Genomic DNA, 22,272 nt, shown 5'->3' with positions numbered 1-22,272 from the left:
TGCCTAGGGCAGCTAGAGGCTGCTTTCTCACTCTGGGGGCAACTAGCATGAGCAAGTGGTGTGGGGCGGATGTATCCGCTGAATATCTGGCGGGTCTTGTTCAGGTTCTTGATAAGTACGGCATAGCACTGCGGGAAGTGACAGGTGGCATAGGGGTCGATCTGGATTACTTTGATGCCGATCTCCGTCTAACAACGCAGCAGGATGCCGTGCTGCTGGAGAATGCAGCGCGTCTGACTGGGAACCGAGGCATCGGTTTTGAGCTTGGGCTAAGCAGCACAATGACCTGGCACGGCATCTTGGGACTAGCCCTCATGAGCAGTGCTACTTTGCGCGAGGCGTTAGAGTTGTGGGAGCGGTATCTGAGCCTTTGTACGACCTCATTCGGCATACATTTGCATGAACAACGCAGAGTTGTAGAGCTCCAAATCCATGACTTGTCGGTTGGTGGCCTTATGCGCCGCTCTGCTCTTGAGCGCATAGCGACAATAACGGCTCGGCTAGGTGAGCAGTTAACGCAGCAGAGTCTTCCGGATGTCGAGCTCTGGTTTCCTGAAAGTGAGCCTGAATACTTCAGTGCCTATCAGAAACGGCTCATGGATGTGCGCTTTGATACAAAATTGTGCCTAGTGCGAATACCCATTCAATATCTTGACTTGCGACTACCAAGCGCAAATGCTGCGTCCTTGAGGAGATCAAGGCATCAGTGTGAAAGGGATCGCCATCGATATGGCTTCAATGCTAGTTTATTAGCTCGCACAAGGCTGATTCTCGCTCGGGGAGATGGCAGCTATTTGAGCCAGGATGAAGTCGCGTCATTGCTATGTATGTCAAGCAGTGCGCTCAAGCGTCGGCTACGCATTCACGGCATCCAGTTCCGTAATCTGGTCGATGAGGCGCGCAAGTGGGAGGTCATGGAGGATGTCGTGAATACGACCATGACCGTAGACGAAATCGCGGGTCGACGAGGATATGCCGATGCAGCAAACCTCACCCGTGCGTTCCGTCGCTGGACTGGCGAATCCCCAAGCCGATACCGCGCTCGGATATGTCATGGGCGTTTATGCGAGACCGGCAGCTAAGGATGAAGATAGCTAGTCATAAATGCTTAAGTCGACATGCGACACACCTTCAATCATGAGGCCATGGATCAGTCATATGCGAGATAGAGCCCTTTTGCTCCGGTGAGGTGGAGAGTGTTCTCCTTGTTGATGATTCGAATAGTATCTCGTGTAAGGCACCGGCAATAGTCGCTGAATTAGCTTCGCGGGGAAGGCAAGGTATGTGTTCAATAGTACTTTCTACAGCCAGCATGCGGATATTTCGACGTATAGCCACTTCGTAGGCAAGAAGGCCATAACTGCTAGTTCTGTCTACGATCAAGACATCGCACGGAAGACCTCTCCAAATCGATAAGTTGACCTGCACCCCCCAGTTGGATAGAAAGTCGCATGCTGTCGACACGCGAAGCCAGAGTTTATCCGTTAGGCCAGCCGTGCCTAGCTGGATACGGGAGTGCAGCAAGGTGGAGGGTACGACGGAGCGATACTTCATAAAGGCTAAGTCTGTTGCGAGGACGCGGGTAAGAGTGGGTGCATGTCGCGCAGACTCGGGGGATGAGGCATGGCATGCCTGTATCGCCGCGAACGGTCGGCCCGGAAACAGAACCGCGCTGGCGGAAACGTTATCGTCATCCTCATCGCCGGCGCATTGAAGGACCATTGCCGAAGAGGGCGAAAATCTGTCATTTCGGGTCATGGGCGGGTGGCGACGGACTGGCTCTGACGGTTGACCCAAGATGACAGAATTTCGGTGCCGGTACGCCATGGTTGGCCGGCGCTACGAGGCCTTAGCATACCCCGCCGTACTGGTACGCATGGAACGATGTTCCGCGCTTTGCCAGGACGTTTCCGCGCTGTTGATACGCGCGGGCAAAGGGGGCGCAAGGCCTGCTGGCCGTGTGCGGGAAGAAGCGACCGGTGCCATTGAAGCTGGTACGAAGCCGGTTCATACGAGATCGATGATGAGATACCGCACGACCGAGTCTGCCGTGACAAGGCAGCGCGGCTTCACCTTGATCGAACTGATGACTGTGATTGTCATCATCGCCATCCTGTCCGCGCTTGCGGTCGCCGCCTACGGCAGTTACATCACACGCAGCAAGGTGCGGGCTGCGGAGAGCGACCTGAGCGCGCTGGCACTCAATCTCGAGAACGAGCTGCAACGCCAGCTGAGTTATTCCGTGCACGATACGAAGAGCACCGCGGAAACCGAACAGGACTACCCCGGCTGGAAGCCGTCGCAGGGGGCGGATTTCACGTACACGATCCAGTCGACCCAGACGACCTACGAGCTGAAGGCGCACGGCATCGACGGTTCGCTCGCCCAGTGTGTGCTCACGCTGAACAACGATGAAGCCCAGGGCGCCGTGAGCGGTTGCGGCGCCGTCACGTCGTGGTGACTGCCGATGAATGAGTCGAGGCTGGCCGGAGAGCGCGGCTTCACGCTGGTGGAATTGATGGTCACGCTGGCGTTGTTCGCCTTCCTGGTGCTTATCAGTCTTCCATTGACTCGCCGCTGGGTGGAGTCGGTGCACCAGCGCAACGCGGTGGGCATCCTGATCGACGGCCTGGGGCGCGCCAAGGCCATCGCGCTGCGTGATCCGGCGGCGCTGATCGACCCGTCCACGCCGGTGGCCGCAGTCTGCCTCGTCAAGGGGGTGATCAGCGTCGTCGTCGCGGACACGCAGGGTATCTCCTGCACCCAGACTCCCGCATGGAGCCAGGCGATGCCGTCGGATGCGTCGGTGCTTCGGCAATGGGACCAGATTCCTTTGCAGTGCGTGGCCTACAGCGAAAGGGGCGTGCCGCTGTCCGTCAGGGTCGGTGGCATGACGTGCACGCAATCGCCGCTCGATATCGATGTGGGGGCCGAAGATGCTTATCCCGTTTCTCTTCCCTAGGGCGATTCGAAAGCCTGCCGGCGCGCATCCACGGCGGAGGCAGCGCGGCGACATGCTGTTGGAAGCGCTGATCAGCGTCCTGCTCATGTCGATCATCGGTGCGGGGACGGCCTACGTGGCGTCGCGCATCGTGGTGGGCGCCAAGAATGCGCGTGTCGACGGCGTGGCCGTGTCACAGATGCGGATGCTTCTGCAGCACTACGGCCCCGAGCTTTGTCCCAAGGCATCGGATAACGCCCTGGCGAAGGTCGTGCTTCCCGACAGCAGCGAACACATGCTGGAGGTGAAGTGCCCGGGCGCATCGACCGTCAAGGTCGGCGGCCTGGTCGTATCGCAGCCCTCGACCGTCGTGCTTTGCACCAGGCCGGACGATGTCATGTTCAACGGTCGGCTTCGCGTGGGCGACGACGTGGCGACGCCATGCTGACGCGCCACCGCCGAGAAGTGGGGTTTACCCTGATCAGCATGATGATCGGCATGGTCATCGCGTTGATTTCGGTGGCTGCGATGCTGATGCTTTATCGCACACTCATCGTCACCGCCAAGCAAGTCAACACCCAGGCGACCAGGGATCGCGAGGTGGCCGTCGGCTCGCTCGTGTCGCAAGAGGAAATCCAGCAGGCCGGCTTCGGCATAGCCGATGCCGCCGCAGGTACCGACCTTGTGGTGCTGAAGGACGCGGCGCTGGTCGAGGGCAGACTCAGTGGCACGGCCATCGCGTCCTATACCGGGAGCGTCAGCGGCAATGCGATCGTGTGGGGCTACAACCCCACCGCCGCGTCCGGCGCCGTGGATGCGAACGGTTATATGTGCGAGGGCCTGATCGTCACCGACAGCGGCGGTGATGGCGGCGGACTGCAATGGCTTGCCCCGGTCAGCTGCATTCGCGCCACGGCCTGGCAGGAACTCACCTGGACTAGCCATTCGCTCGCCTCGGCGCAGAGCGTGGGAGCGGGGGCTGGTTTCACGGTTTCGTCGGCGTCTTGCTGGCCGTTCGGACAGACCTCGGCGGTGAACGGACTCTATGTGAGCTACGACCAACCGGACAGCTCCTCGGGCATGGCTGCACAGCCGACCACGACCCGGAGCAGTTCCATCGAGGGCCAGGCGACCGGAGGCACCACGCTGGCGGTCTTCTCGGCCTGTCTCTCCAACTTACATCAGTGAGGACCGCACGTGTTCCGTCGACACGCCCGCCCCGTCATCCGCCGTGCCGACCAGCGCGGCATCATGAACCTGCTGCTGGTCATCATGATAGGTTTGGCCATGATGGCGACCACCATCGGCGTGGTGCACGTGGTTCGAAGCTCGCAGGAAGGCCAGCTCAGCCTCCATTCGGTGACTTCGGCGCAGGGCACGGCGTGGACCGGGGTGGAAGTCCTGCGGCGCTACTTGGCGACGGTCAGCGCGACGACGCTGGCTGGACTTTCCGGGCCGCTGGCGATTACCGGACAATCCGAGTTGTCCTTCGACATCATTCATGTCACCAAGAACAACTCGGCCAACGGGACCGTAATCTATCAGGTCGTCGCGGACCTGGTCGGTGCAGCGGCGAACACCACCGACGCCGCAAGCAAGGCGACCCTACAGGTGGTCTACGACGTCACGCCCGCTCCGGCGAGCGGCACAAACGGCAGCGGTACGTCTGGGTCGGCACCAGTGAGTGTCAACACCATCAACATCTATAAAAATCTAGACATGACCGGGGGGATCAAGGTGGTCGGGGGAGACAACGCCAATCTCAACGTCGACGGCAACGTGAACCTGGACAACGCCTCCATCACCGGCATCAACAGCATCCATGCGACAGGTAACGTGAGCATAGGCAGTGGCATCCACGTCAACCAGGTCTATGCTAACGGTGACGTCACGGTGACCGGCAGCGCAAGTGTGGACGTGATCGATGCACTCGGTAACGTGGTCGTCGACGGCGGCGCCAAGCCGTTCGTCATCCAGGCGAACGGTAGCGTCACTTTCAATGGCGGAAGCGCCACGTCGGTGACTGCGATCGGCGACGTGAATGTCCCGGCCGGCGGCGTGACGATCGGTACGATCACCACCATGGGGAACGTCGACTGGAGCGGTAGTGGCGGCAGCGCCTCGACAATCCATGCGAACGGCACCGTGCTCTATGCCGGAGGCAACGCCTCGACGGTGATCACCACCACCGGCGACGTCACAATGACTGGAGGTGGAGCGCAAAGCGTCACCACGGCCGGCAGCGTGACCGTGAGTGGCTATGGCGGCATCGGTGCGCTGGATGCGCAGGGCGACCTGAACGTTGAGAGCTGGGTCGGCGTCAGCGGTACCATCGGCGGGCAGCTGACCCTAGCCAGCAAGTACATGACGGTCGACGTCAGCGTCGTGCCGGGCCACTCGGTGCACGTGCCCACGGTCTCGGTAACTGCTTTGTCGCCGGTGACGGTTAGTCGTCCGGCGATCGACGCCTATGCGCTGCAATCGTCGGCCAACTATGCCTTCGCGATGGTCGATGGCGCGATGCGGGTCACCGTGTCGAACGTGGCGGGCATCGACGCCGGAACCTATTACCTGGGCGGGTATCCGTTCGCGAACCAGCGCGGCTACCAGGATTTTCTCTGCACCGTGCTGGTGCCCGGTACGCTGGATGCCAGCGGCGTGGGACAGTGCAGCAAGCCAGCCGTGCCCGGGCACACCCTTTGCCAGGGGCAGTCCACCGAGAACGGCTGCCTTTCCTACAGCGGCGGCACCTGGACCATCAGCGGTCACAGTTTCGCCCGTGGCGTGCTGTGGTTCCAGGGCAATCTCGTTCTCGGCAACGGCTACTACCTCGATACTGCGATCGCGACCGGCAACATCGCTACCAGCGGAAGCTTTCGCCTGGATTCACCGAACTACGCGGGCTACCAGGAGATGTGCAAGAACGCGACGCCGACGGGCATGACCCTGGATGCGGTGCAGAAGTCCGATTTCGACGGCGTCTACCCGACCGACCTCTGCGATACCGCGAATCAAGCCATGTCCGGTGATGCCATCGGCAACGTAGGCCTGCTTGCTGGGGGGTACGTCAACGGGCAGTTCTCGGGCGGCGATATCAATATCGGTGCGAGTTCGGTGGTCAACGGCAGTGTGCTGGCAGGCAACGTGCTGAACACCGGTGGCAGCACCACGATCAACGGCTCCATCACCGCGGGCGCGGAAAATACCTCCGACACCGCGCCCGTCTCGCTGAGCGGGGCGACACTGATCGACTACAGCAAGCTGCCGGGAGGCTACCAGCCGGGCAAGGTGCCGTGCATGAAGGACTGCAATGCCGGGGACAGTCAGGCCGGACGAAGCAATCTGAGCGTCGTCGTGTGGACACGCTACCTGTAACGGCATCCGCGGGTGGCGCATTGCGGCAATGAGATCCGGCGGCGCGCAGAAGTTATCGGCTAAGATCCACGGATGGGGAATCAGATGTATCGTTTCGACGACTTCCAGCTCGACCCGTTGGCGCGGGAGTTGAGTCGGGACGGTCGGGCTGTTTCCCTGCCGGCCAGCGCGTTCGACTGCCTAGTCTATCTCGTCGAGCACCGGGAGCGGGCCATTGGGCGGGACGAACTCATTTCCGCGGTGTGGGGACGTGTCGACGTCAGCGACAACCGTCTGGCCCAGACAATCGTTCGCCTGCGGCGCGCACTGGGCGATGCGGGTAGCGAGCAGCGCTACATCAGGACGGTGGCCCGGGTCGGCTACCGTTGGATGCCGGATACCACCTCGACCGAAAGGATGCCTACGCCCTCGGTCGGAGCGTTCGAGACGGCGCCAGGCACTGACGACGACACGCAGGCACCCCCAGAACACGCTGAGGCGCGAGGGTATTGGCGTGGTGCTGGCCGGCGGCGCCTTTATCTCGTCACCCTGGTACTGTTCCTGCCGCTGGCCGGTTACCTCGGCTGGCACCTCAGCCGCACGGCCAGGGCACCGGCGTCGCTGCACCTGGGTCGGCGTGTGGCCATTGTGCTTCCCGCTACCGTCCAGGCGCCCGAGGATTGGCAGTGGCTTCGCTACGGCCTGATGGAGCTGGTATCGAACCGGTTGCGGGATGCGAAGATGCTGACCGAGCCAAGCTCTAGCACGATGAGCCTGGTCCGCCAGCAGGCGGGTGGGCACGGCCAGGTGGCACCATGGCTGCCAGGCTTCGGTCTCCAGGTACGGCCCGATGTCGCGTATTCTGGAGACACTTGGCATGTACGGCTGAAGGCAAGGGGGCATGACGGTGGAACCTGGGCGACCAGTGCGTCGTCCGGAAACGTCTTGGTCGCCGCACGCACCGCCAGTGAACTGCTACTTGCCCAGATGGGCTACGGCGGGAGTGCAGCAGAGTCGCCTTCGGACGATACGCAGGATGCCCTGCAGCGCATCGATGCAGCGCGTCTCGCCGGTCAGCCCGAAACAGCCCGCGAGCTGATCAACCGTGCACCACCGAAAATCCGGAACCAGCCGGAAGTAGCCTATGCCCTGGCCTCGCTCGATTGCGAGGAGGGGCATGCGAGCTTGTGCGAGGCGCGTCTGCTTGCGCTGCTGAAGCGGCTGCCCGGGGGGCGTGATCCATATGTGCAGGGCGAGATTTTCACATCGCTTGGGTTGTTGTATGGCAGTCAGGGTCAACATGGACGAGCGAAGGCCTCGCTGGACCGTGCGGTAGCGATACTTCGGTCGCATAAGGGTGGCGAGGCGTTGGCCAACGCCTATCTCGATCGTGCCTACGAGGAGCAGGTACTGACGAAGTTCGATGATGCCAGCGCGGATCTGGGACTTGCCCGTATTACCTACATCCTGTCGGGCGATGCATTGGGCGCGGCCAAAGTCGATTTCGAGCTCGGTCTGCTCAAGATCCGCCGTAACCAGCCCGATGCCGCGCTGGCACTGTTACAGCGGGCACGGGGCCAATTCGAATCGATGGGAGCCCGTGCCATGCTGCCAACGGCGCTGGACGGTATCGCGGATGTCCAGCAGATACAGCTCCAGTTCGCGGACGAATTGCGGACCAGTGATCTTTTCTGGCCGCTTGGAGCCCACGACCTGGGTTTCATCAGCGCACACATGCGTTATGAATTGACGCTTGCACGCGCCAGTGCACTGGCAGACAACGGCCGCACGGCGGAAGCTGAGGGATTGGCGGACAGGTTGATCGTACAGGCCGATTCCAGCGTCGATGCCACGCTGATTGCCGAGACCGACGAACTCTTGGCAGTGATTGATCTGGAGCAGGGCCATGATATGCAAGCGGCTAGGACGGCGGCCAAGGTTCTTGTATCGGACTTCGTGTTGGTCGATCCGGAGGATTGTGCGCATGCGTACTTCGTCCGCATCGAGGCACTGTTGCATGCGAACCGGCTGCAGGATGCACAACGACAGCTGGATGAGATGTCCCGCTGGGCTGCACGGTTACGGACACTGAATGCCTGGGTCAGCCTCTATCTTGCACGTGCGCAGGCTTCCAGATCATGGGCTATGGGCGACCGGGCGACTGCACTTGACCATTTGAAACATGCCATGGACGTGGCGGAAAAGATGGGCGTTCCTGAGGGGATAGTTCAAGTAGGTGCGCCCTACACGCTGGCGTTGCTGGCGACTGGACACGTCCATCGAGCCATGGCTGTCGGTGGCGTGCTCTCGGCCTGGAGCGCGACCGACTGGCGAGCTGCATGGGCCGAAGCCTGCCTGTACGGTGCCCTGGGGCACCGGACTGCGGAGCAGCAGGCGACCAGACGAGCAAAGCGCCTGGCAGGTGATCGGTCTCTACCTATGGCAGGGACGAGTTTCATTCTGTAGGAACAGGCCATCCTGACAATACGTCGAGTCATCTAGCAGGCTGTAGTTGAGCTGCTCCATCAGCAGCCGCTCGCTGCGCACGCTGTAGACCACCTGCAGCAGCGAGGCACGCGGGCGGTATCGACGGGCGGCTGCCCGCGGTATAGCGTACCGCCTGCAGCGGCGGGCCCGCAGGATCGCGTCCACCTGCACCCGCAGTTTGCGGATCGGATGATCGGGCGGCACCCGATCCTCGACCGATACATACGAAAACATGCCAAGCTGCTGGACGTCGGGGCTGCGTATCGGATTAGGCTGTCAGTGATTGAGAGCGTCTATGACCGCGGCGATGCGTGGAGGTTTCTCAACAGCCTGCAAGAAGGTGCTCCGATAACTGCATGCATCGATTCCAATGACGAGATAGCCGTCAATCTATGTTCGCCCGATGCCCACCCGCTTGAGTAGCGGGTAGGCGTAGTGTCTTAAGTGGATGGGGCGGCTCATGTCGTCACACGTGACGGACTGCCGTACTGAAGCGCCTCGGAAATTTCCGAGGCTGCTTCATGCAATTGTCTGAGCGTTGCGTCCATGTCAATCGATGCTCTGCGGCGCTCGATGAAAGGAACTGTTAATGCGCATACTGCATGACCATGCTGCATGACGGGCGCGGAGAGGTCGGTGATCCCGTCCACGACTTGGCTTGGGCTGATGGCATGTCCGTGAGATTGAATTTGACGAATGGTCCGCAGCAGTTTCTTTCGATCAAACTCAGGATCAGATTCCGCGATGTTCTGCAGCCAGCGTATGCGGATCTCGTCGCTCTGGAACGCCAGCAGCACCTGACCTGATGCAGATTGCGACATAGGGCGACGATGGCCGACACGCACGACTAGTCCAATTTCTCCGGGAGGATCGACGCGAGCGACCACCACTATCTGTTCCCCTGATGGCACAACCAGGTGACAGGACTGGTCTATTTCGTCGGCCAGCCTATGCATGATTGGGAATGCAGTTTCGAGGGCGCTCTTGACCGGAGGTTGTTCCATGCCGAGACGGAAAAGACGGGTTGTGATCGAGTAGCTACTGTCACTTTCCCCACGCTCGATGTAGTCACGTTCTTCAAGCACTTGCAGCATTCGGAAGATCTCGCCGCGCGATCGACCGACACCCTCAGAGATTTCGGTGATGCTCATGGGGGCCGGTGCGGCGGCCAGCAATTCAAGTATGTCCAGACCCTTATCGAGAGCTGGAGCGCGATACTTTGCAGGGGCTTTGGTCATGGTCGTGATGTTCATGCGTTGAGTGGGCGCTAACTAGCGCGGTGGCGTTGCAGGTCGGGCTGGCAACTCCCGAAGCTGTACATCAGCGCAATAAATGCATGTGGGTGCAATCTAGCTCAGTGTTGCGACGCAGCTTGTGATGCTGGTAAACATCTAGTTTATATTTGCACCACCTAGCAATGCTACATCTCGTGCCATGGCGAGCGCATGGCATCCTGATCCTCTAATCGGAGTCCCTGATGGCATCGGCAAATACGGTTGCAGTCGAAGCAAGGCTGCAGACAGTGAGGCGAGCCGGGCGGTTGCCGTTGTTTCTGGTGGTCAGTCTGTTCTTCCTGTGGGGCGTGGCTAACAATCTGAACGATGTCTTGGTCGCACAGTTCAAAAGGGCATTCACGCTTACCGATTTCCAGTCCGGACTGGTACAGGGTGCGTTCTACGTAGGCTATTTTCTGGTGGCGATTCCTGCCGGCATGTTTATGCGGCGCTATGGATACAAGGGTGCCATGCTTTTCGGCCTGTTGCTCTATGGCGTCGGCGCTCTCCTGTTCTGGCCTGCTGCGGTGATGGCGACCTATGGCATGTTCTTGTGCGCGTTGTTCATCATTGCCGGTGGTCTGGCTTTCCTGGAAACCTCGGCTAATCCACTGGTGACCCTGCTGGGTTCGCCGGAAACCGCCGCAGCCAGGCTCAACTGGGCCCAAGCCTTCAACCCGTTGGGTTCGATCTTCGGAGTGGTGGTTGGCCAGATATTCATTCTTTCGGAAACCACCCCGGCAACGGTATCGCCGACATTGTCGGCTGCCGCGCGGCATGTCCGTTCGGTGCACGAGGCAGAAGCTGTGCAGTTGCCGTACCTGATCATCGGTTTGGTGGTGCTTGGCTGGGCAGTGTTGATCGCGTCGACGCGTTTTCCTGATTCGGGCCGGGATGACGCGACCGAGCCGCAGAACAAGGGCGGCGCGTTGTGGCGGGTGCTTCGCAATGGTCACTTTATGTCGGCGGTAGTAGCGCAGTTCTTTTATGTGGGCGCCCAGGTGAGTGTCTGGAGCTATACGATCCGCTACGTGCAGGCGACGATGCCTGGAACGCCGGCACGTGAGGCGGCCAACTTTCTTACTGCTGCGCTGGTGTGCTTCATGCTCGGGCGTTTCGCCGGTGCCGGCATGATGCGCTATCTGCGGCCGCCCCGCCTGCTCGCGATGTTCGCAGTAGTCGATGTGCTACTGGCGGTGTATGCGGCGCTGGTGCCAGGCATGTCGGGCGCCTGCGCGCTGGTTGCCTGCAGCTTCTTCATGTCGGTGATGTATCCGACCATTTTCGCGCTTGGCGTCGGCGACCGGCATGGCAACGAGCGTAAGCTGGGTTCCTCCGTGCTGGTGATGGCGATCATCGGTGGTGCGGTGCTCACGGGCGTGATGGGGGCGGTGTCTGACGCGTACGGCATCGCGCATGCGATGCTGGTTCCCGGGATGTGTTTCGTCGTGGTGCTGGCCTTTGCCAGAAGTCGCTGGAAAGGGCGGGTATGAGTCGTCACTGTTTTGCGCTTGATCTGCGCGATAACGCAGAGGCCATTGCCGAATACGAACGCTGGCATCAGGCGTCGCAGATCTGGCCCGAGGTCGTTGCATCGATCCGCGCAGCGGGCATCGAGAACATGGAGATCTTCCGCACCGGAAACCGTCTGCTGATGGTGATGGATGCGGGCGCTGCCTATGACCCGAAGGCCAAGGCCGCTGCCGATGCGAACGATCCCCGAATCCAGCAGTGGGAGGCGTTGATGAATACATTCCAGCAGGCGCTTCCGTGGGCTCAGCCCGGGCAGAAGTGGGTGCCGATGCAGCGGATCTTCAGCCTCGCCAGCCTAGGCGAAGCGTAGAGCAAGGCGCCGCTGGTGTCGGGTAGCTCAGGGCCCCGCGTAATGAGGCGGCGACTCGCTGTGATGCCTGGGAGCGTTCAGTGCCAGAGCACCTCGCGCGTGATCTGCTGCACATCGCGCTGCCCGGTAAGCGCCATCGTCACGCTTAGTTCGCGGCGGATGATCTCGATGGCTTGGGTCACCCCGTCCTCTCCCAGTGCGCCAAGTCCATAAAGGAAGGCCTTGCCGATCAGGCCGGCGCGGGCGCCGGTCGCCAAGGCCTTGAACAGGTCCTGGCCGCTGAGGATGCCTCCATCGAAGAGGACTTCGAGTCGGTCACCCACGGCATCGACGATTCCGCGCAGGGCATCGATGGTGGCGGGAGCGCCGTCGAGCTGTCGACCGCCGTGATTCGATACGACGATCGCGTCGACGCCGTGCTCGGCGGCGAGATGTGCATCTTCGGGATCGAGTATGCCCTTCACGATCAGCTTGCCGGGCCAGCGTTCGCGGATCCAGTCGAGGTCGTTCCAGTTCAGCGTCGGATCGAACTGCCCAGCGATCCATTGCGCCAGGGTGGTTAGGCTGTCGGTTCCCTGGATACGTCCTTCCAGATTGCCGAAAGAACGACTCGGTGCGTGCAGCATGCTCCATGCCCAGCGTGGCTTGCTGGCCATGTCTAGCAGATTGCGTAGAGTGATCCTTGGAGGCACGGAAAGGCCGTTCTTGATCTCGCGGTGACGCTGTCCCTGTACGGTGAGGTCTGCAGTCAGCATCAACGCGGAGCATTCTGCCGCGCGGGCACGGTCAATCAGGTCACGGGCGAAGCCACGATCGCGCATGACGTAGACCTGAAACCAGAACGGAGCATCGGTGGCTGCGCGGACCTGTTCGATCGAGCAGATCGACATCGTGCTCAGGCAGAACGGAATGCCTGCGCGTGCGGCGGCGCGAGCCCCGAGGATTTCGCCGGCGCCATGCTGCAGGCCGGTCAGTCCGGTTGGTGCGATCGCCAGTGGCATGCTGACTGGTTGCCCGAGCATACGGGTGTTGAGTTGGCGCTGGTCGACATCGATCATGACTCGTTGCCGCAACCGGATCCGGTCGAGTGCGGCGCGGTTCTCGTGCAGCGTCCACTCGTCGTAGGCGCCGCGGTCGGCGTACTCGAAGAAGGCGCGGGGCACGCGTCGGCGTGCCATTTCGCGCAGGTCGCGGATGCAGGTGATGGGCGTAGTCATGGCTCAAGCCTTCACGGCGCTTGGTGTGTCCTGCCAGGCAGTGCCGTCAGGGTAGCGGTATTCGTCCAGCGATCGCGCATGCATTTCGGCCGAGAATCCGGGCTGCCGGGGTGGCAGGTAGCGGCCGTCCTTGATCACGACCGGTTCGAGGAAGTGCTCATGCAGGTGGTCAACGAACTCGATCGCGCGATCCTCTTTCTTACCGCTGATCGCGATGAAATCGGCCATGGCTAGGTGCTGTACAAGCTCGCATAGGCCGACGCCGCCCGCATGCGGAAACACGCGGACGCCGCGATGCGCAGCCAGCAGCAGGATGGCAAGGTTTTCGTTGACGCCGCCGACGCGGGCTGCATCGATCTGGATCAAGTCCACCGAGTCGGCCTGGAAGAGCTGCTTGAACATGACGCGGTTGTGCGTGTGCTCACCGGTGGACACCGGAATGGACGGCACACCACGACGGATGGCTGCATGGCCTAAGATGTCGTCCGGGCTAGTCGGCTCTTCGATCCAGGCTAGGTTGAACGTTTCCAGCGCGCGCAGCCATTCGATTGCCTGTGGGACATCCCAGCGCTGGTTGGCGTCGATTGCAATAGCGATATCCGGTCCTACCGTTTCACGGGCTAGCCTGCAGCGACGGATATCGTCTTCGACGCTCTCGCCGACTTTCAGCTTGATCGTGCGGAAGCCCTCCTGGACGGCCTCACGGGTCAGGCGCTGCATCTTTGCGTCGGCGTATCCCAGCCAGCCCGGCGAGGTCGTGTAGGCAGGGTAACCCTCCGTCAGCAGCTGCTCGATGCGTTCCTGCTTGAAGGGCTCTGCCGTGCGCAGAATCGCCAGTGCCTGTGTCGGCGAAAGCTCGTCGGTGAGGTAGCGGAAGTCGATCTGCGCGACCAGCTGTTCCGGCGCCATGTCGGCGATAAATCGCCACAGCGGTTTGTGCGAATCCCTGGCTGCCATATCCCAGGCGGCATTGACGACCGCGCCGATAGCCATGTGCATGACGCCTTTCTCAGGGCCGAGCCAGCGCAGCTGGGAGTCGCCATTGAGCTGTCGCGCGAACGCACCGAGGTCGCCGATCACCGATTCGACCGTCCGTCCGACCACCATCGGGGCCAGTGCGGAGAGGGCCGCGGTCTGCACATCGTTGCCACGGCCGATCGTGAATACGAAGCCGTGTCCGCACAGCCCGTCGCTGCGATCCGTACGCAGTACGAGATAGGCGGCGGAATAGTCTGGGTCAGGATTCATGGCATCCGAGCCATCCAGTGTGCGCGAGGTCGGAAAGCGCACATCGAAAGTTTCCAATGCAGTAATAATGGCCATGTGAACTTCGGTTCCCCGCAAACGAAAGCAGTGCTGTACTGGAGTGGGTGCGATGTGTGTCAGGCGGATGTGGCATCCGAGGGGTGGGCCACGACGCGCTGTCGTTGCTGGCCCAGTTGTGCGATGCCCAGTTCGATGGTGTCGCCGGCACGCAGGTAGGTCGGCGGTTTCAGTCCAAGTCCGACCCCGGCCGGCGTGCCGGTGCTGATCACGTCGCCCGGTTGCAGGGTCATGTAGCGACTGATGTAGCTCACCAGCTTTGCCACGCCGAACACCATGTCGCTGGTATTGCTGGACTGGTAGCGGTGGCCGTTCACCTCGAGCCAGAGGTCGAGCTGCTGGGGGTTGGCGACGTCATCGCTGGTCACCAGCCATGGGCCGATCGGGCCGAACGTGTCGCAGCTTTTTCCCTTGACCCACTGGCCGCCATGTTCGAGCTGGAAGGCGCGTTCGGACAGATCGTTGACCACGACGTAGCCGGCGACGTGCGCAAGCGCGTCCGCCTCGGCGACGTCGCGCGCGGCTTCACCGATCACCACGCCAAGTTCCACTTCCCAGTCAGTGCAGGTCGATCCACGCGGAATGACGACATCGTCATATGCTCCCACGATGGCGCTGGTCGCCTTCATGAAGAGTACCGGCTGCTCCGGCACCGAGGCGCCGGTCTCGGCGGCATGGCGCGCGTAATTCATGCCCACGCAGATCATCTTGCCGACATGGGCTACCGGCGGTCCCAGGCGCGGGTTGCCGGAGACTGGTGGCAGGGTAGCCGGGTCGAGGCGCGCGAGCCGGTCGAGGCTCTGGCGCGAGAGTGCTTCGCCGCTGAAGTCCTGGACAATGGAGGAAAGATCGCGCAACTGCCCATTGGCATCGCACATGCCGGGCTTTTCCTGCCCCGGCTGACCGTAGCGTACAAGTTTCATGAAGTATTCCCGATGTCAGTTCGACCAACCGCCATCCACGATGTGGAGCGCACCTGTGGTGAATGAGGCTTCGTCCGAAGCGAGGTAAAGCGCCAGGGCGGCTATTTCTTCGGCGCGGCCCAGCCGCCCCATTGGCTGCCGTTCCTCGAAGCTTCGCCATACCGCATCCGGGTCGCCACCGAGTGCCGCCACGCGATCCCCGAGCGAGGGTGTCTTGACTGTGCCCGGGCAGATCGCATTGCAGCGAATGCCCTGGCCGACATAGTCGGCGGCGACAGCGCGAGTGAGCCCGGTCACCGCGCCCTTGGTCGTGCCGTAGGCGAAGCGGTTGGGTACACCTTTCACGCTTGAGGCGACCGATGCCATGTTGATGATGCTGCCGCGGCCCTGCTCGAGCATGCCGGGCAGCACAGCCTTGATGAGGTGGAACATGCTGTCGACGTTGATTGAGAACGAACGGCGCCAGCTTTCCTCGTCAGTGTCGAGAATGGTGCCCGCATGGACGTAGCCGGCACAGTTGAAGAGTACATCGAAGGGTCCGGATGCCTGCACCAAACGGGTGATCGCGGCGGTGTCGGTGACGTCGAGGCGTGCAGTGGCGATGGCCGGGTGGGCCGCCGACAGGTCGGTGAGTGCGCTCTCGTCGATATCCGTTGCCAACACGCGTGCGCCTGCTTTGGCGAAGGCAATCGCGGTGGCACGACCGATACCGGCGCCAGCGGCCGTCACCAGCGCGTGCTTGTCGCTAAGGCGCCCGCTCATGTGCCGCAGTCCGTGTTGTCGTTGGCGGGGCTTTTCGAGTGTGTCATGACATTTCTCCACACGGGTTAAGACTTGGTTGGTTGCGTCCATAGAAGCGCAGCGCATTGCCGGCGAAGACATCGCCGAGGTGTCCGGGGGCGTATCGCTCGGTCAGGGCGGTAGCCTGGCGAAGCCACGTGTTGTAGTCGCTGCGTAGGGTCAGCACCGGCCAGTCGCTGCCCCATGCCAAGCGGAACGGACCGAAGCGTTCGAACAGGTATGCGACGTGGGGTTCGATGGCGCTGTCTGGTTGTGTCGACGCGAGCTCCGTCAGCAGGCCGGACAGCTTGCAGTGAACAGTTGGGATCGCGGCCAGTTCGTCGATCCATGCGCACCAGCGACGGAAGCCGGCAGCGCCGGCCGGTGGTTTGCCACCATGATCGAGTATCACTCGCAGGCCTGGCTGGCGGTCGAGCCGCATCAGTAGAGAAGACCATTGCGGTTCTGTCACTAGAGCATCGAACGCCAGATCATGTTCCACCATATGCGCCAGCGCGTGATCCAGCGAGCTGCGTGCCAACCAGTCATGGTCGGGGTGGTCCTGTGCCATCGGTCGCAGCCCGCACAGTAGTCCGCTCCCGTCGGAGGCTAGTGCATCGATGCGCGCCTCTGCATCGGGAGCTTCCAGATCGACCCAGCCGACGACGCCGAGAACGCCGGTTTCAAGCTGCGCAAGGGCATACAGATAGCGGGTTTCGGCTTCGCTCGGTGCTGCTTGCACCAGGATGCTGAAGGCCACGCCTGCTGCAATGCGCTGTATGTCCAGGTCTTGCGGAAGAAATGCGTGTCGCAACTGTGCTGGCGCATCATCCAGCCAGCCGTAATCGCCACGGCTTGGCTCCCAGTAATGCTGATGCGCATCGACAATGATCATGGGGTGAGCACGTCTGCTTCAAGCAAGCCCGCTTTGCGCAGCGCGTCCCATGTCTCGTCGGGCACTACCGTGTCGAATCGATTGGCTGCAGTGATCACTTCATCGGACGAACGCAGACCGCATACCACTGTGGCCACGGCCGGGTGCGCCAGCGGGAACTGTAGAGCTGCTGCACCAATATCGGTTCCGGTTTCAGCGCATACCGAATAGAAGCGCTGTGCGCGCTCGAGAACATCTGGGGCGGCGGGGCTATAGTTGTAAAACCGACCCGGGCCGGCCGCATCGCCTAGCAGTCCGGAGTTGTAGGGGCCAGCTGCAAGGATGGATATCCCGCGTGACTCTGCTTCAGCCATAACTCTACGGCTAGCATGTTGTTCGAACAGGGTGTAGCGACCAGCCAGCATGATCACATCGAGCGGGAAGCGCGGCATGAGTTCAAGGCAAACCGCCTCCTCGTTGACACCGATTCCAATCGCGTCGCACGCGCCCTGTGCCCGTAACTCTGCCATTGCAGGTAGCGCTTCATCCAAAGCTTGTCGGAGCATGGTTTGGTGATTTTCACCGTGGGCATCGCTACCCACGTCATGCAGGAGCAGGATCTCTACGCGATGCGTGCATAGTCGCTTCAGGCTGGCTTCGAAACTACGAAAGATTGCGTCTCTGCTGTAGTCGAAGTGGGCACGAAAGCCATCAACGAAGAAGCCGTCAGGATGGTCGAGCGCATTGCTGTCGGTTTCGATCCATCGGCCTACTTTGGTCGAAAGCGTGTAGCTGCTTCGTGGTTTGCCTAGTAGTGCGCCGGATAGCCGAGTCTCGCTAAGACCGTATCCGTAGTAGGGCGCAGTGTCGAAGTGTCGAATCCCTCGTTCCCACGCATGTTCGACTGCCGCGTATGCGGTCGCAGTCTCTACTTCTGTATAGAGATTGCCGATGGGAGCTCCACCGAAGGCAAGTCGTGAGATCTGCCTGTTGGAGTGAAACCAGTGCGCTGAGCGTGTGGGTTGTGTGGCCGATGCTGTCATGCAGCCCTCATGAATGCGCTGGAGTCGGTGTTGTGGTCCCGCCGATCCGTTCGAGTCACCGGGTGACTTTCATCTTCGCTCATTTGCCTGAAAGTGTACATATGAACGTCGAGTTCATTTGCGACCTCTTGCGTTTGTCAGAAAAGTTGCATTGCAGCATGACTTGTCACGATCCAAATTATATATAAATATACAGTTCGTGGATGAACTGTGCTGTCGATGTCGGTTCTGACGTTGATCTGGGTCCAGGTGCATCGGGGGCAATCATGCGAGTCGCGGTAGGACATGGGGCGAACCACGTGCGGCACGACCGGACAGTGGGAGAGGGTGGGGGGGCTTATGACGCCTCTCTGCACGTTCAGCTCGGGAGCGCCGAATCGCGTGATGCATCGGCGTATGGATCTGTCGAGTTCGAGGGCGTCGAGCACGGTGACCGGTCGCCCCTACTCCTTGTGGCAGATATAGGAAGCTCACATGTACGCATGGGTTTGTTGACACAAGATTTAGATCGAGGCAATTCGCGAATCATCGCTTGTCGTGCATATGAGGGTTCGGCTCACCCGCGGCTGGAAGACATCGTTCATTCGTTTTGTGAGGAGGTCGCGCAGAGGCCGAAGGAACTAGTCGTCGCCGGTTCGGGGTACATACATGCCGGTGTTGTGGTTAGTCGCCAATTGGCTTGGCCTGTAGTGCTCGATGAGGTGGCGCGTGTACTTGGTCTTGGGCGAATCCATTTCCTGAACACGATCGAGGCGGTGGCGCATGCGGTTCCGGGCATCGATCTCAATACCCTGAAATGTCTGAAACAAGGGGTTGGAAAAAGCGAGTTGTCAGGACCCACTGTCGTAGTTGGCGTGGGGCGCGGGCTCGGAGTGGCAGCCTGGCTGCCAGGCTGCCAGTCACGTGTGCTGGCGACCCAAGCTGGACAGATGCAGTTGGCGGCAAAGGTCGGTCTGGAGCAGGAGTTACTCGAAAAGATAAGCGTAGCCGGGGCATATACATCCTGCGAAGTGTTGTTGTCTCTACCAGGTATGCATCGACTGTATGTCGCACTCTGCGCGGCTCGAAATCGCTATCCGCGACATGAAGATGCGCGATCCATTGTGGCTGCAGCCAACGACGGAGATGAGCTGGCTGACGAGGCCTTGAACGTTTTCTGTGGCTGGTTGGGGGCGTTCATTGGCGATATGGCGGCTGCGTATGGCGCCGGCAGCGTATGCCTTGTGGGTGGAGTGATATCTCTCATCGAAGAGAGGTTCATACAGAGCCCGTTTGTCGATCGATTCCTCGACAAAGGTGTGATGCGACCGTTGCTGCAAAGAGTACCTATTTACGTTTTGGACCGAGGCTGGCAAGGCGTCGTCGGCGCAGCTCGCTGGCATCTGGAAGTTCATCGTCCCGGAGCGGACACATGCACTGCGACTGTCGATACCGATGATGTGCATAAGCCGACAATCGAACGGCAAAACCACGCAAACAAACAGGCGTGACAACTTTATGAGGGGTCGGGAGGAATATCTATGAAACTTGAGAATTCGTTGCTGTACGTGAGCATACTTTTCGGGTTGGGTGCCGCCGCCGGCGTGAGTGCCCAGGAGCCAGCTACGCCAGCCGCGCAGGCTGTGGCAGCCAGTACGGGCAGCCAGAAGCTGACACCCGAGAAAAAGCACGAGGAAAAGCAGGCCCGCACACTGAAGGGCATCACGGTCACTGGGTACCGGAGTAGTCTCGAGAGGGCGCTTGATGTAAAGCGCAACGCAAATGCAGTGGTAGATGCGATCAGCGCCACCGACATCGGCAAATTCCCGGATACCAATGCGGCCGAGTCGCTCTCGCACCTGCCTGGCATCACCGTCGATCGCCAGTTCGGTGAGGGTGAGAAGGTCAGCATCAACGGGACCGACCCGGCACTTAATCGTGTGCTTCTGAATGGCGAAACGATTGCGTCCGGCGACTGGGGCGGCAACCCGACCGACACCAGCGGCCGCACCTTCAACTACACCCTGCTTTCGCCCGAGATCATCGGCCTGATGGAGGTTTACAAGTCGCCTGAAGCACGCATCGACGAAGGCAGTATCGGCGGCACCGTGATCATTCATACGCGCAAGCCGTTAGACCTTCCCGCGAACACGCTGCGCGGCTCGGTCGGATACAACTACAACGACCGCTCCCAACAGGGTAATCCGCGCGCATCGGTACTGTGGAGCTGGAAGAACAGCGACGATACATTCGGCATTCTGACCACGGTGACCCACGACAAAGAAAACCTGTCGCGTGCGGGCATTGAGTTCTTTGGCTACACCACGGGCAGCAGCATCCCGAGCACCGCTGCGGTCAGTGGCAGCGGCAACGTTGCCACCGCCAAGCTACCGGTTGGCATCAACAGCTCGTACTTCCAGCAGACGCGCAAGCGCGACGGTATCGAATCGGCACTGGAGTGGAAGCCGAACGACAAGAACGAATTCGACCTTACCGGCCTGTACATCAAGGGCACCTACAATAACTACAGCGAGTCTGAATATGTCTGTCCCGGCTGCGGCGATCTGAACAAGATCACCAAGCTTTCGCTCAACAACGGCTACATCACTTCGGCCACGGTTTCCCCGAATACCGGCAATGGCCAGCCCTATGCAGAGCTCGATGCCAACTATCGCGTGACCCACGTCGATACCCGCAGCATCAACCTGAAGCACGAGTTCTTCGGTGATTCCTGGACCTTCAAGAGCCAGGTCGGCTACACCTCCGCCAAGGGCGGCAAGGATCCCGAGTACCTGATGAAGTACCTGCTGCAATCGGGCGGTTATGCGTTCAACTACAACGGCAAGCAGACCGGTGTGACGTACGACAACGATAGCGCCGCCAACTGGGGGCTGACCACCGGCCAGCAGGCTGGCGGCATCTACTACCAGAAGACCAAGGACCGTGAGCGCTACGCGCAGTTTGACGCAACCAAGGATGTCAACTGGGGACCGTTCGATGAGGTGCTGTTTGGCGCGAAGTACATCAATCACACCAATGGAACCTCCGCTTATGGAAACTCCATCTACACGACCAGCGACATTTATCTGACACAGTTCGATCCGGGTTCAACTCCCAATGGCCTGTTCAACGGCCTGGATGCCAGCGGCAACCTGACTCAGTGGGCGACAGCAAACTTGAGCGACGTTGTGTCGTATTTGAAGTCGCTTCCGCAGGGTGCATACCACATCGACTACGGTTCTTCGTTCGACGTCAACGAAATAACGAAGGATTTGTACGGTCAGGTGAATTTCGATAGCGACAATGGTTTTCGCGGTAACTTTGGTGTCCGCTACGTTGATACGTTGGATACGTCGCATTATTGGAATAGCCTCAATGGAGGCAGCACCTATACGCCGGCGACGTCCTCGTCGCACTATTACAAGCCCCTGCCTAGCTTCAACATCGCGTATGACTGGGGTTCCGACAAGGTGCTTCGCTTCTCGGCTTCGAAGGTGATTGCACGGCCGCGCTATTCGAATCTTGCCGGTGCGTTCAGTCGTGATGACACGACCCTGTCGGCGAGTGGTGGCAACCCGGATCTGAAGCCGTACCAGTCGACCAATTTCGACTTTTCGGCCGAGTGGTATTTCGCACCGGCAAGTCTGCTTTCGACAGAAGTATTTGTCCGTAACATTGGTACCTATATTGTCTCGAAGACGACCGATCAGCAGCTGTACGACGTGACCACGGGCAAGACGGAGACCTATCAGGTGACCTCTCCTGTGAACGCCGACAATGCCAAGGTGCACGGTATCTCGCTGCTGTACCAGCAGGACCTCGGTCATGGTTTTGGCGTGCAGACCAACTACACCTACGCGCACGCAAAGACCACCAACAACTACAACATGCCGTATCTGTCGAGGGACACGATCAACATCATCCCGTACTACGAGCGTGGTCCGTGGTCGGCGCGTCTGAACTACAGCTGGCGCTCGCCGTATTTCACCCAGGTCGGGCGATTGGACTCGCAGGTCTTTGCTGATGCTTACAAAGAGCTCGATTTCACCGTGAGCTATCAGCTCAATCACTGGGTCGGCCTTACAGCAAGCGCAACGAACCTGCTCGACTCGACGTACTACTGGTACAACGGCGTGAAGTACGCGCCGATCGGCATGTACAAGAACGGCAGGACGTTCTCGCTGGGCCTGAACTTCAAGCTTTGATTTAGCGGCCGGTCGCGGCCCTGTCTTCT

Annotated in this window: 19 protein-coding genes; 11 read left to right on the top strand and 8 right to left on the bottom strand. The window is 60.5% G+C overall.

Features of this window, described 5'->3' with window-relative positions; genetic code table 11:
* Positions 1-47: 47 nt before the first annotated feature.
* The 7 genes from RA164_RS13885 to RA164_RS13855 all read left to right on the top strand — a co-directional run bounded on the left by RA164_RS13885 (position 48) and on the right by RA164_RS13855 (position 8,761).
* Entirely contained in the window at positions 48-1,082 is a 1,035-nt protein-coding gene (locus RA164_RS13885; RefSeq protein ID WP_329741430.1) for an AraC family transcriptional regulator, read from the top strand.
* Between the two features lie 968 nt (positions 1,083-2,050).
* The gene (locus RA164_RS13880; protein WP_329741429.1) at positions 2,051-2,461 is read left to right on the top strand and encodes a type IV pilin protein; all 411 of its coding nucleotides are present in this window, start codon (positions 2,051-2,053) and stop codon (positions 2,459-2,461) included.
* Between the two features lie 57 nt (positions 2,462-2,518).
* A complete protein-coding gene (locus RA164_RS13875; RefSeq protein WP_329741428.1) occupies positions 2,519-2,962 on the top strand; it encodes a hypothetical protein in 444 nt (147 codons plus the stop codon).
* Positions 2,922-3,389 (top strand): type IV pilus modification PilV family protein, encoded by a 468-nt coding sequence (locus RA164_RS13870; RefSeq protein ID WP_329741427.1) that lies wholly within the window; start codon positions 2,922-2,924, stop codon positions 3,387-3,389. Before RA164_RS13875 ends, RA164_RS13870 begins: the two co-directional genes overlap by 41 nt.
* On the top strand, positions 3,383-4,129 hold the full coding sequence (locus RA164_RS13865) for a PilW family protein (protein WP_329741426.1): 747 nt from the start codon (positions 3,383-3,385) through the stop codon (positions 4,127-4,129). The genes RA164_RS13870 and RA164_RS13865 overlap by 7 nt, the downstream gene beginning before the upstream one ends.
* A gap of 63 nt (positions 4,130-4,192) precedes the next feature.
* Positions 4,193-6,316, top strand: coding sequence for a beta strand repeat-containing protein (locus RA164_RS13860; protein ID WP_329741425.1), 2,124 nt, complete (start codon positions 4,193-4,195; stop codon positions 6,314-6,316).
* An 84-nt stretch (positions 6,317-6,400) separates the two neighbouring features.
* Positions 6,401-8,761, top strand: a complete 2,361-nt coding sequence (locus RA164_RS13855; protein ID WP_329741424.1) for a winged helix-turn-helix domain-containing protein — start codon at positions 6,401-6,403, stop codon at positions 8,759-8,761.
* On the opposite strand, the gene RA164_RS13850 is transcribed toward RA164_RS13855, so the two are convergent.
* Both RA164_RS13850 and RA164_RS13845 read right to left on the bottom strand, forming a co-directional pair.
* Positions 8,729-9,016 carry a hypothetical protein gene (locus RA164_RS13850; protein ID WP_329741423.1) on the bottom strand — a complete coding sequence of 96 codons (288 nt, stop codon included), beginning with the start codon at positions 9,014-9,016 and terminating at the stop codon, positions 8,729-8,731. The genes RA164_RS13855 and RA164_RS13850 overlap by 33 nt on opposite strands.
* Positions 9,017-9,240: 224 nt before the next feature.
* Positions 9,241-10,020 carry an IclR family transcriptional regulator gene (locus RA164_RS13845; RefSeq protein WP_329743560.1) on the bottom strand — a complete coding sequence of 260 codons (780 nt, stop codon included), beginning with the start codon at positions 10,018-10,020 and terminating at the stop codon, positions 9,241-9,243.
* Between the two features lie 239 nt (positions 10,021-10,259).
* On the opposite strand from RA164_RS13845, the gene fucP reads away from it, so the two are divergent.
* Positions 10,260-11,549 (top strand): L-fucose:H+ symporter permease, encoded by a 1,290-nt coding sequence (gene fucP / locus RA164_RS13840; protein ID WP_329741422.1) that lies wholly within the window; start codon positions 10,260-10,262, stop codon positions 11,547-11,549.
* Positions 11,546-11,899 carry an L-rhamnose mutarotase gene (locus RA164_RS13835; RefSeq protein WP_329741421.1) on the top strand — a complete coding sequence of 118 codons (354 nt, stop codon included), beginning with the start codon at positions 11,546-11,548 and terminating at the stop codon, positions 11,897-11,899. Before fucP ends, RA164_RS13835 begins: the two co-directional genes overlap by 4 nt.
* A 77-nt stretch (positions 11,900-11,976) precedes the next feature.
* On the opposite strand, the gene RA164_RS13830 is transcribed toward RA164_RS13835, so the two are convergent.
* The 6 genes from RA164_RS13830 to RA164_RS13805 are packed head-to-tail and all read right to left on the bottom strand — an operon-like array spanning position 11,977 to position 18,059.
* The gene (locus RA164_RS13830; protein ID WP_329741420.1) at positions 11,977-13,116 is read right to left on the bottom strand and encodes an alpha-hydroxy acid oxidase; all 1,140 of its coding nucleotides are present in this window, start codon (positions 13,114-13,116) and stop codon (positions 11,977-11,979) included.
* A 3-nt stretch (positions 13,117-13,119) separates the two neighbouring features.
* A complete protein-coding gene (locus RA164_RS13825; protein ID WP_329741419.1) occupies positions 13,120-14,439 on the bottom strand; it encodes an L-fuconate dehydratase in 1,320 nt (439 codons plus the stop codon).
* A gap of 59 nt (positions 14,440-14,498) precedes the next feature.
* Positions 14,499-15,362, bottom strand: a complete 864-nt coding sequence (locus RA164_RS13820) for a fumarylacetoacetate hydrolase family protein (protein ID WP_329741418.1) — start codon at positions 15,360-15,362, stop codon at positions 14,499-14,501.
* A 15-nt stretch (positions 15,363-15,377) separates the two neighbouring features.
* The gene (locus tag RA164_RS13815) at positions 15,378-16,124 is read right to left on the bottom strand and encodes an SDR family oxidoreductase (protein ID WP_329741417.1); all 747 of its coding nucleotides are present in this window, start codon (positions 16,122-16,124) and stop codon (positions 15,378-15,380) included.
* Between the two features lie 43 nt (positions 16,125-16,167).
* Positions 16,168-17,037 carry an amidohydrolase family protein gene (locus tag RA164_RS13810; protein WP_329741416.1) on the bottom strand — a complete coding sequence of 290 codons (870 nt, stop codon included), beginning with the start codon at positions 17,035-17,037 and terminating at the stop codon, positions 16,168-16,170.
* Positions 17,034-18,059, bottom strand: a complete 1,026-nt coding sequence (locus RA164_RS13805; protein ID WP_329741415.1) for an aldo/keto reductase — start codon at positions 18,057-18,059, stop codon at positions 17,034-17,036. Before RA164_RS13805 ends, RA164_RS13810 begins: the two co-directional genes overlap by 4 nt.
* A gap of 482 nt (positions 18,060-18,541) precedes the next feature.
* On the opposite strand from RA164_RS13805, the gene RA164_RS13800 reads away from it, so the two are divergent.
* A complete protein-coding gene (locus RA164_RS13800; RefSeq protein ID WP_412731038.1) occupies positions 18,542-19,549 on the top strand; it encodes a glucokinase in 1,008 nt (335 codons plus the stop codon).
* A 30-nt stretch (positions 19,550-19,579) separates the two neighbouring features.
* Positions 19,580-22,243, top strand: a complete 2,664-nt coding sequence (locus RA164_RS13795; protein WP_329741413.1) for a TonB-dependent receptor — start codon at positions 19,580-19,582, stop codon at positions 22,241-22,243.
* The last annotated feature ends 29 nt before the right edge of the window (positions 22,244-22,272 follow it).

The sequence above is a fragment of the Dyella sp. A6 genome (assembly GCF_036320485.1).
In the GTDB taxonomy this organism is placed as follows: domain Bacteria; phylum Pseudomonadota; class Gammaproteobacteria; order Xanthomonadales; family Rhodanobacteraceae; genus Rhodanobacter_A; species Rhodanobacter_A aluminiiresistens.
This window is presented reverse-complemented; position numbering and strand designations above follow the sequence as displayed.

Bases quoted from the DNA above. Each gene is read 5' to 3' on its own strand.
- RA164_RS13815 (WP_329741417.1), bottom strand. From the start codon at position 16,124: ATGAGCGGGCGCCTTAGCGACAAGCACGCGCTGGTGACGGCCGCTGGC.
- RA164_RS13830 (WP_329741420.1), bottom strand. From the start codon at position 13,116: ATGACTACGCCCATCACCTGCATCCGCGACCTGCGCGAAATGGCACGC.
- fucP (WP_329741422.1), top strand. From the start codon at position 10,260: ATGGCATCGGCAAATACGGTTGCAGTCGAAGCAAGGCTGCAGACAGTG.
- RA164_RS13875 (WP_329741428.1), top strand. From the start codon at position 2,519: ATGGTCACGCTGGCGTTGTTCGCCTTCCTGGTGCTTATCAGTCTTCCA.
- RA164_RS13860 (WP_329741425.1), top strand. From the start codon at position 4,193: ATGAACCTGCTGCTGGTCATCATGATAGGTTTGGCCATGATGGCGACC.
- RA164_RS13800 (WP_412731038.1), top strand. From the start codon at position 18,542: ATGGGTTTGTTGACACAAGATTTAGATCGAGGCAATTCGCGAATCATC.
- RA164_RS13885 (WP_329741430.1), top strand. From the start codon at position 48: ATGAGCAAGTGGTGTGGGGCGGATGTATCCGCTGAATATCTGGCGGGT.
- RA164_RS13795 (WP_329741413.1), top strand. From the start codon at position 19,580: ATGAAACTTGAGAATTCGTTGCTGTACGTGAGCATACTTTTCGGGTTG.
- RA164_RS13810 (WP_329741416.1), bottom strand. From the start codon at position 17,037: ATGATCATTGTCGATGCGCATCAGCATTACTGGGAGCCAAGCCGTGGC.
- RA164_RS13835 (WP_329741421.1), top strand. From the start codon at position 11,546: ATGAGTCGTCACTGTTTTGCGCTTGATCTGCGCGATAACGCAGAGGCC.
- RA164_RS13870 (WP_329741427.1), top strand. From the start codon at position 2,922: ATGTGGGGGCCGAAGATGCTTATCCCGTTTCTCTTCCCTAGGGCGATT.
- RA164_RS13805 (WP_329741415.1), bottom strand. From the start codon at position 18,059: ATGACAGCATCGGCCACACAACCCACACGCTCAGCGCACTGGTTTCAC.
- RA164_RS13865 (WP_329741426.1), top strand. From the start codon at position 3,383: ATGCTGACGCGCCACCGCCGAGAAGTGGGGTTTACCCTGATCAGCATG.
- RA164_RS13850 (WP_329741423.1), bottom strand. From the start codon at position 9,016: ATGTTTTCGTATGTATCGGTCGAGGATCGGGTGCCGCCCGATCATCCG.
- RA164_RS13825 (WP_329741419.1), bottom strand. From the start codon at position 14,439: ATGGCCATTATTACTGCATTGGAAACTTTCGATGTGCGCTTTCCGACC.
- RA164_RS13855 (WP_329741424.1), top strand. From the start codon at position 6,401: ATGTATCGTTTCGACGACTTCCAGCTCGACCCGTTGGCGCGGGAGTTG.
- RA164_RS13845 (WP_329743560.1), bottom strand. From the start codon at position 10,020: ATGACCAAAGCCCCTGCAAAGTATCGCGCTCCAGCTCTCGATAAGGGT.
- RA164_RS13820 (WP_329741418.1), bottom strand. From the start codon at position 15,362: ATGAAACTTGTACGCTACGGTCAGCCGGGGCAGGAAAAGCCCGGCATG.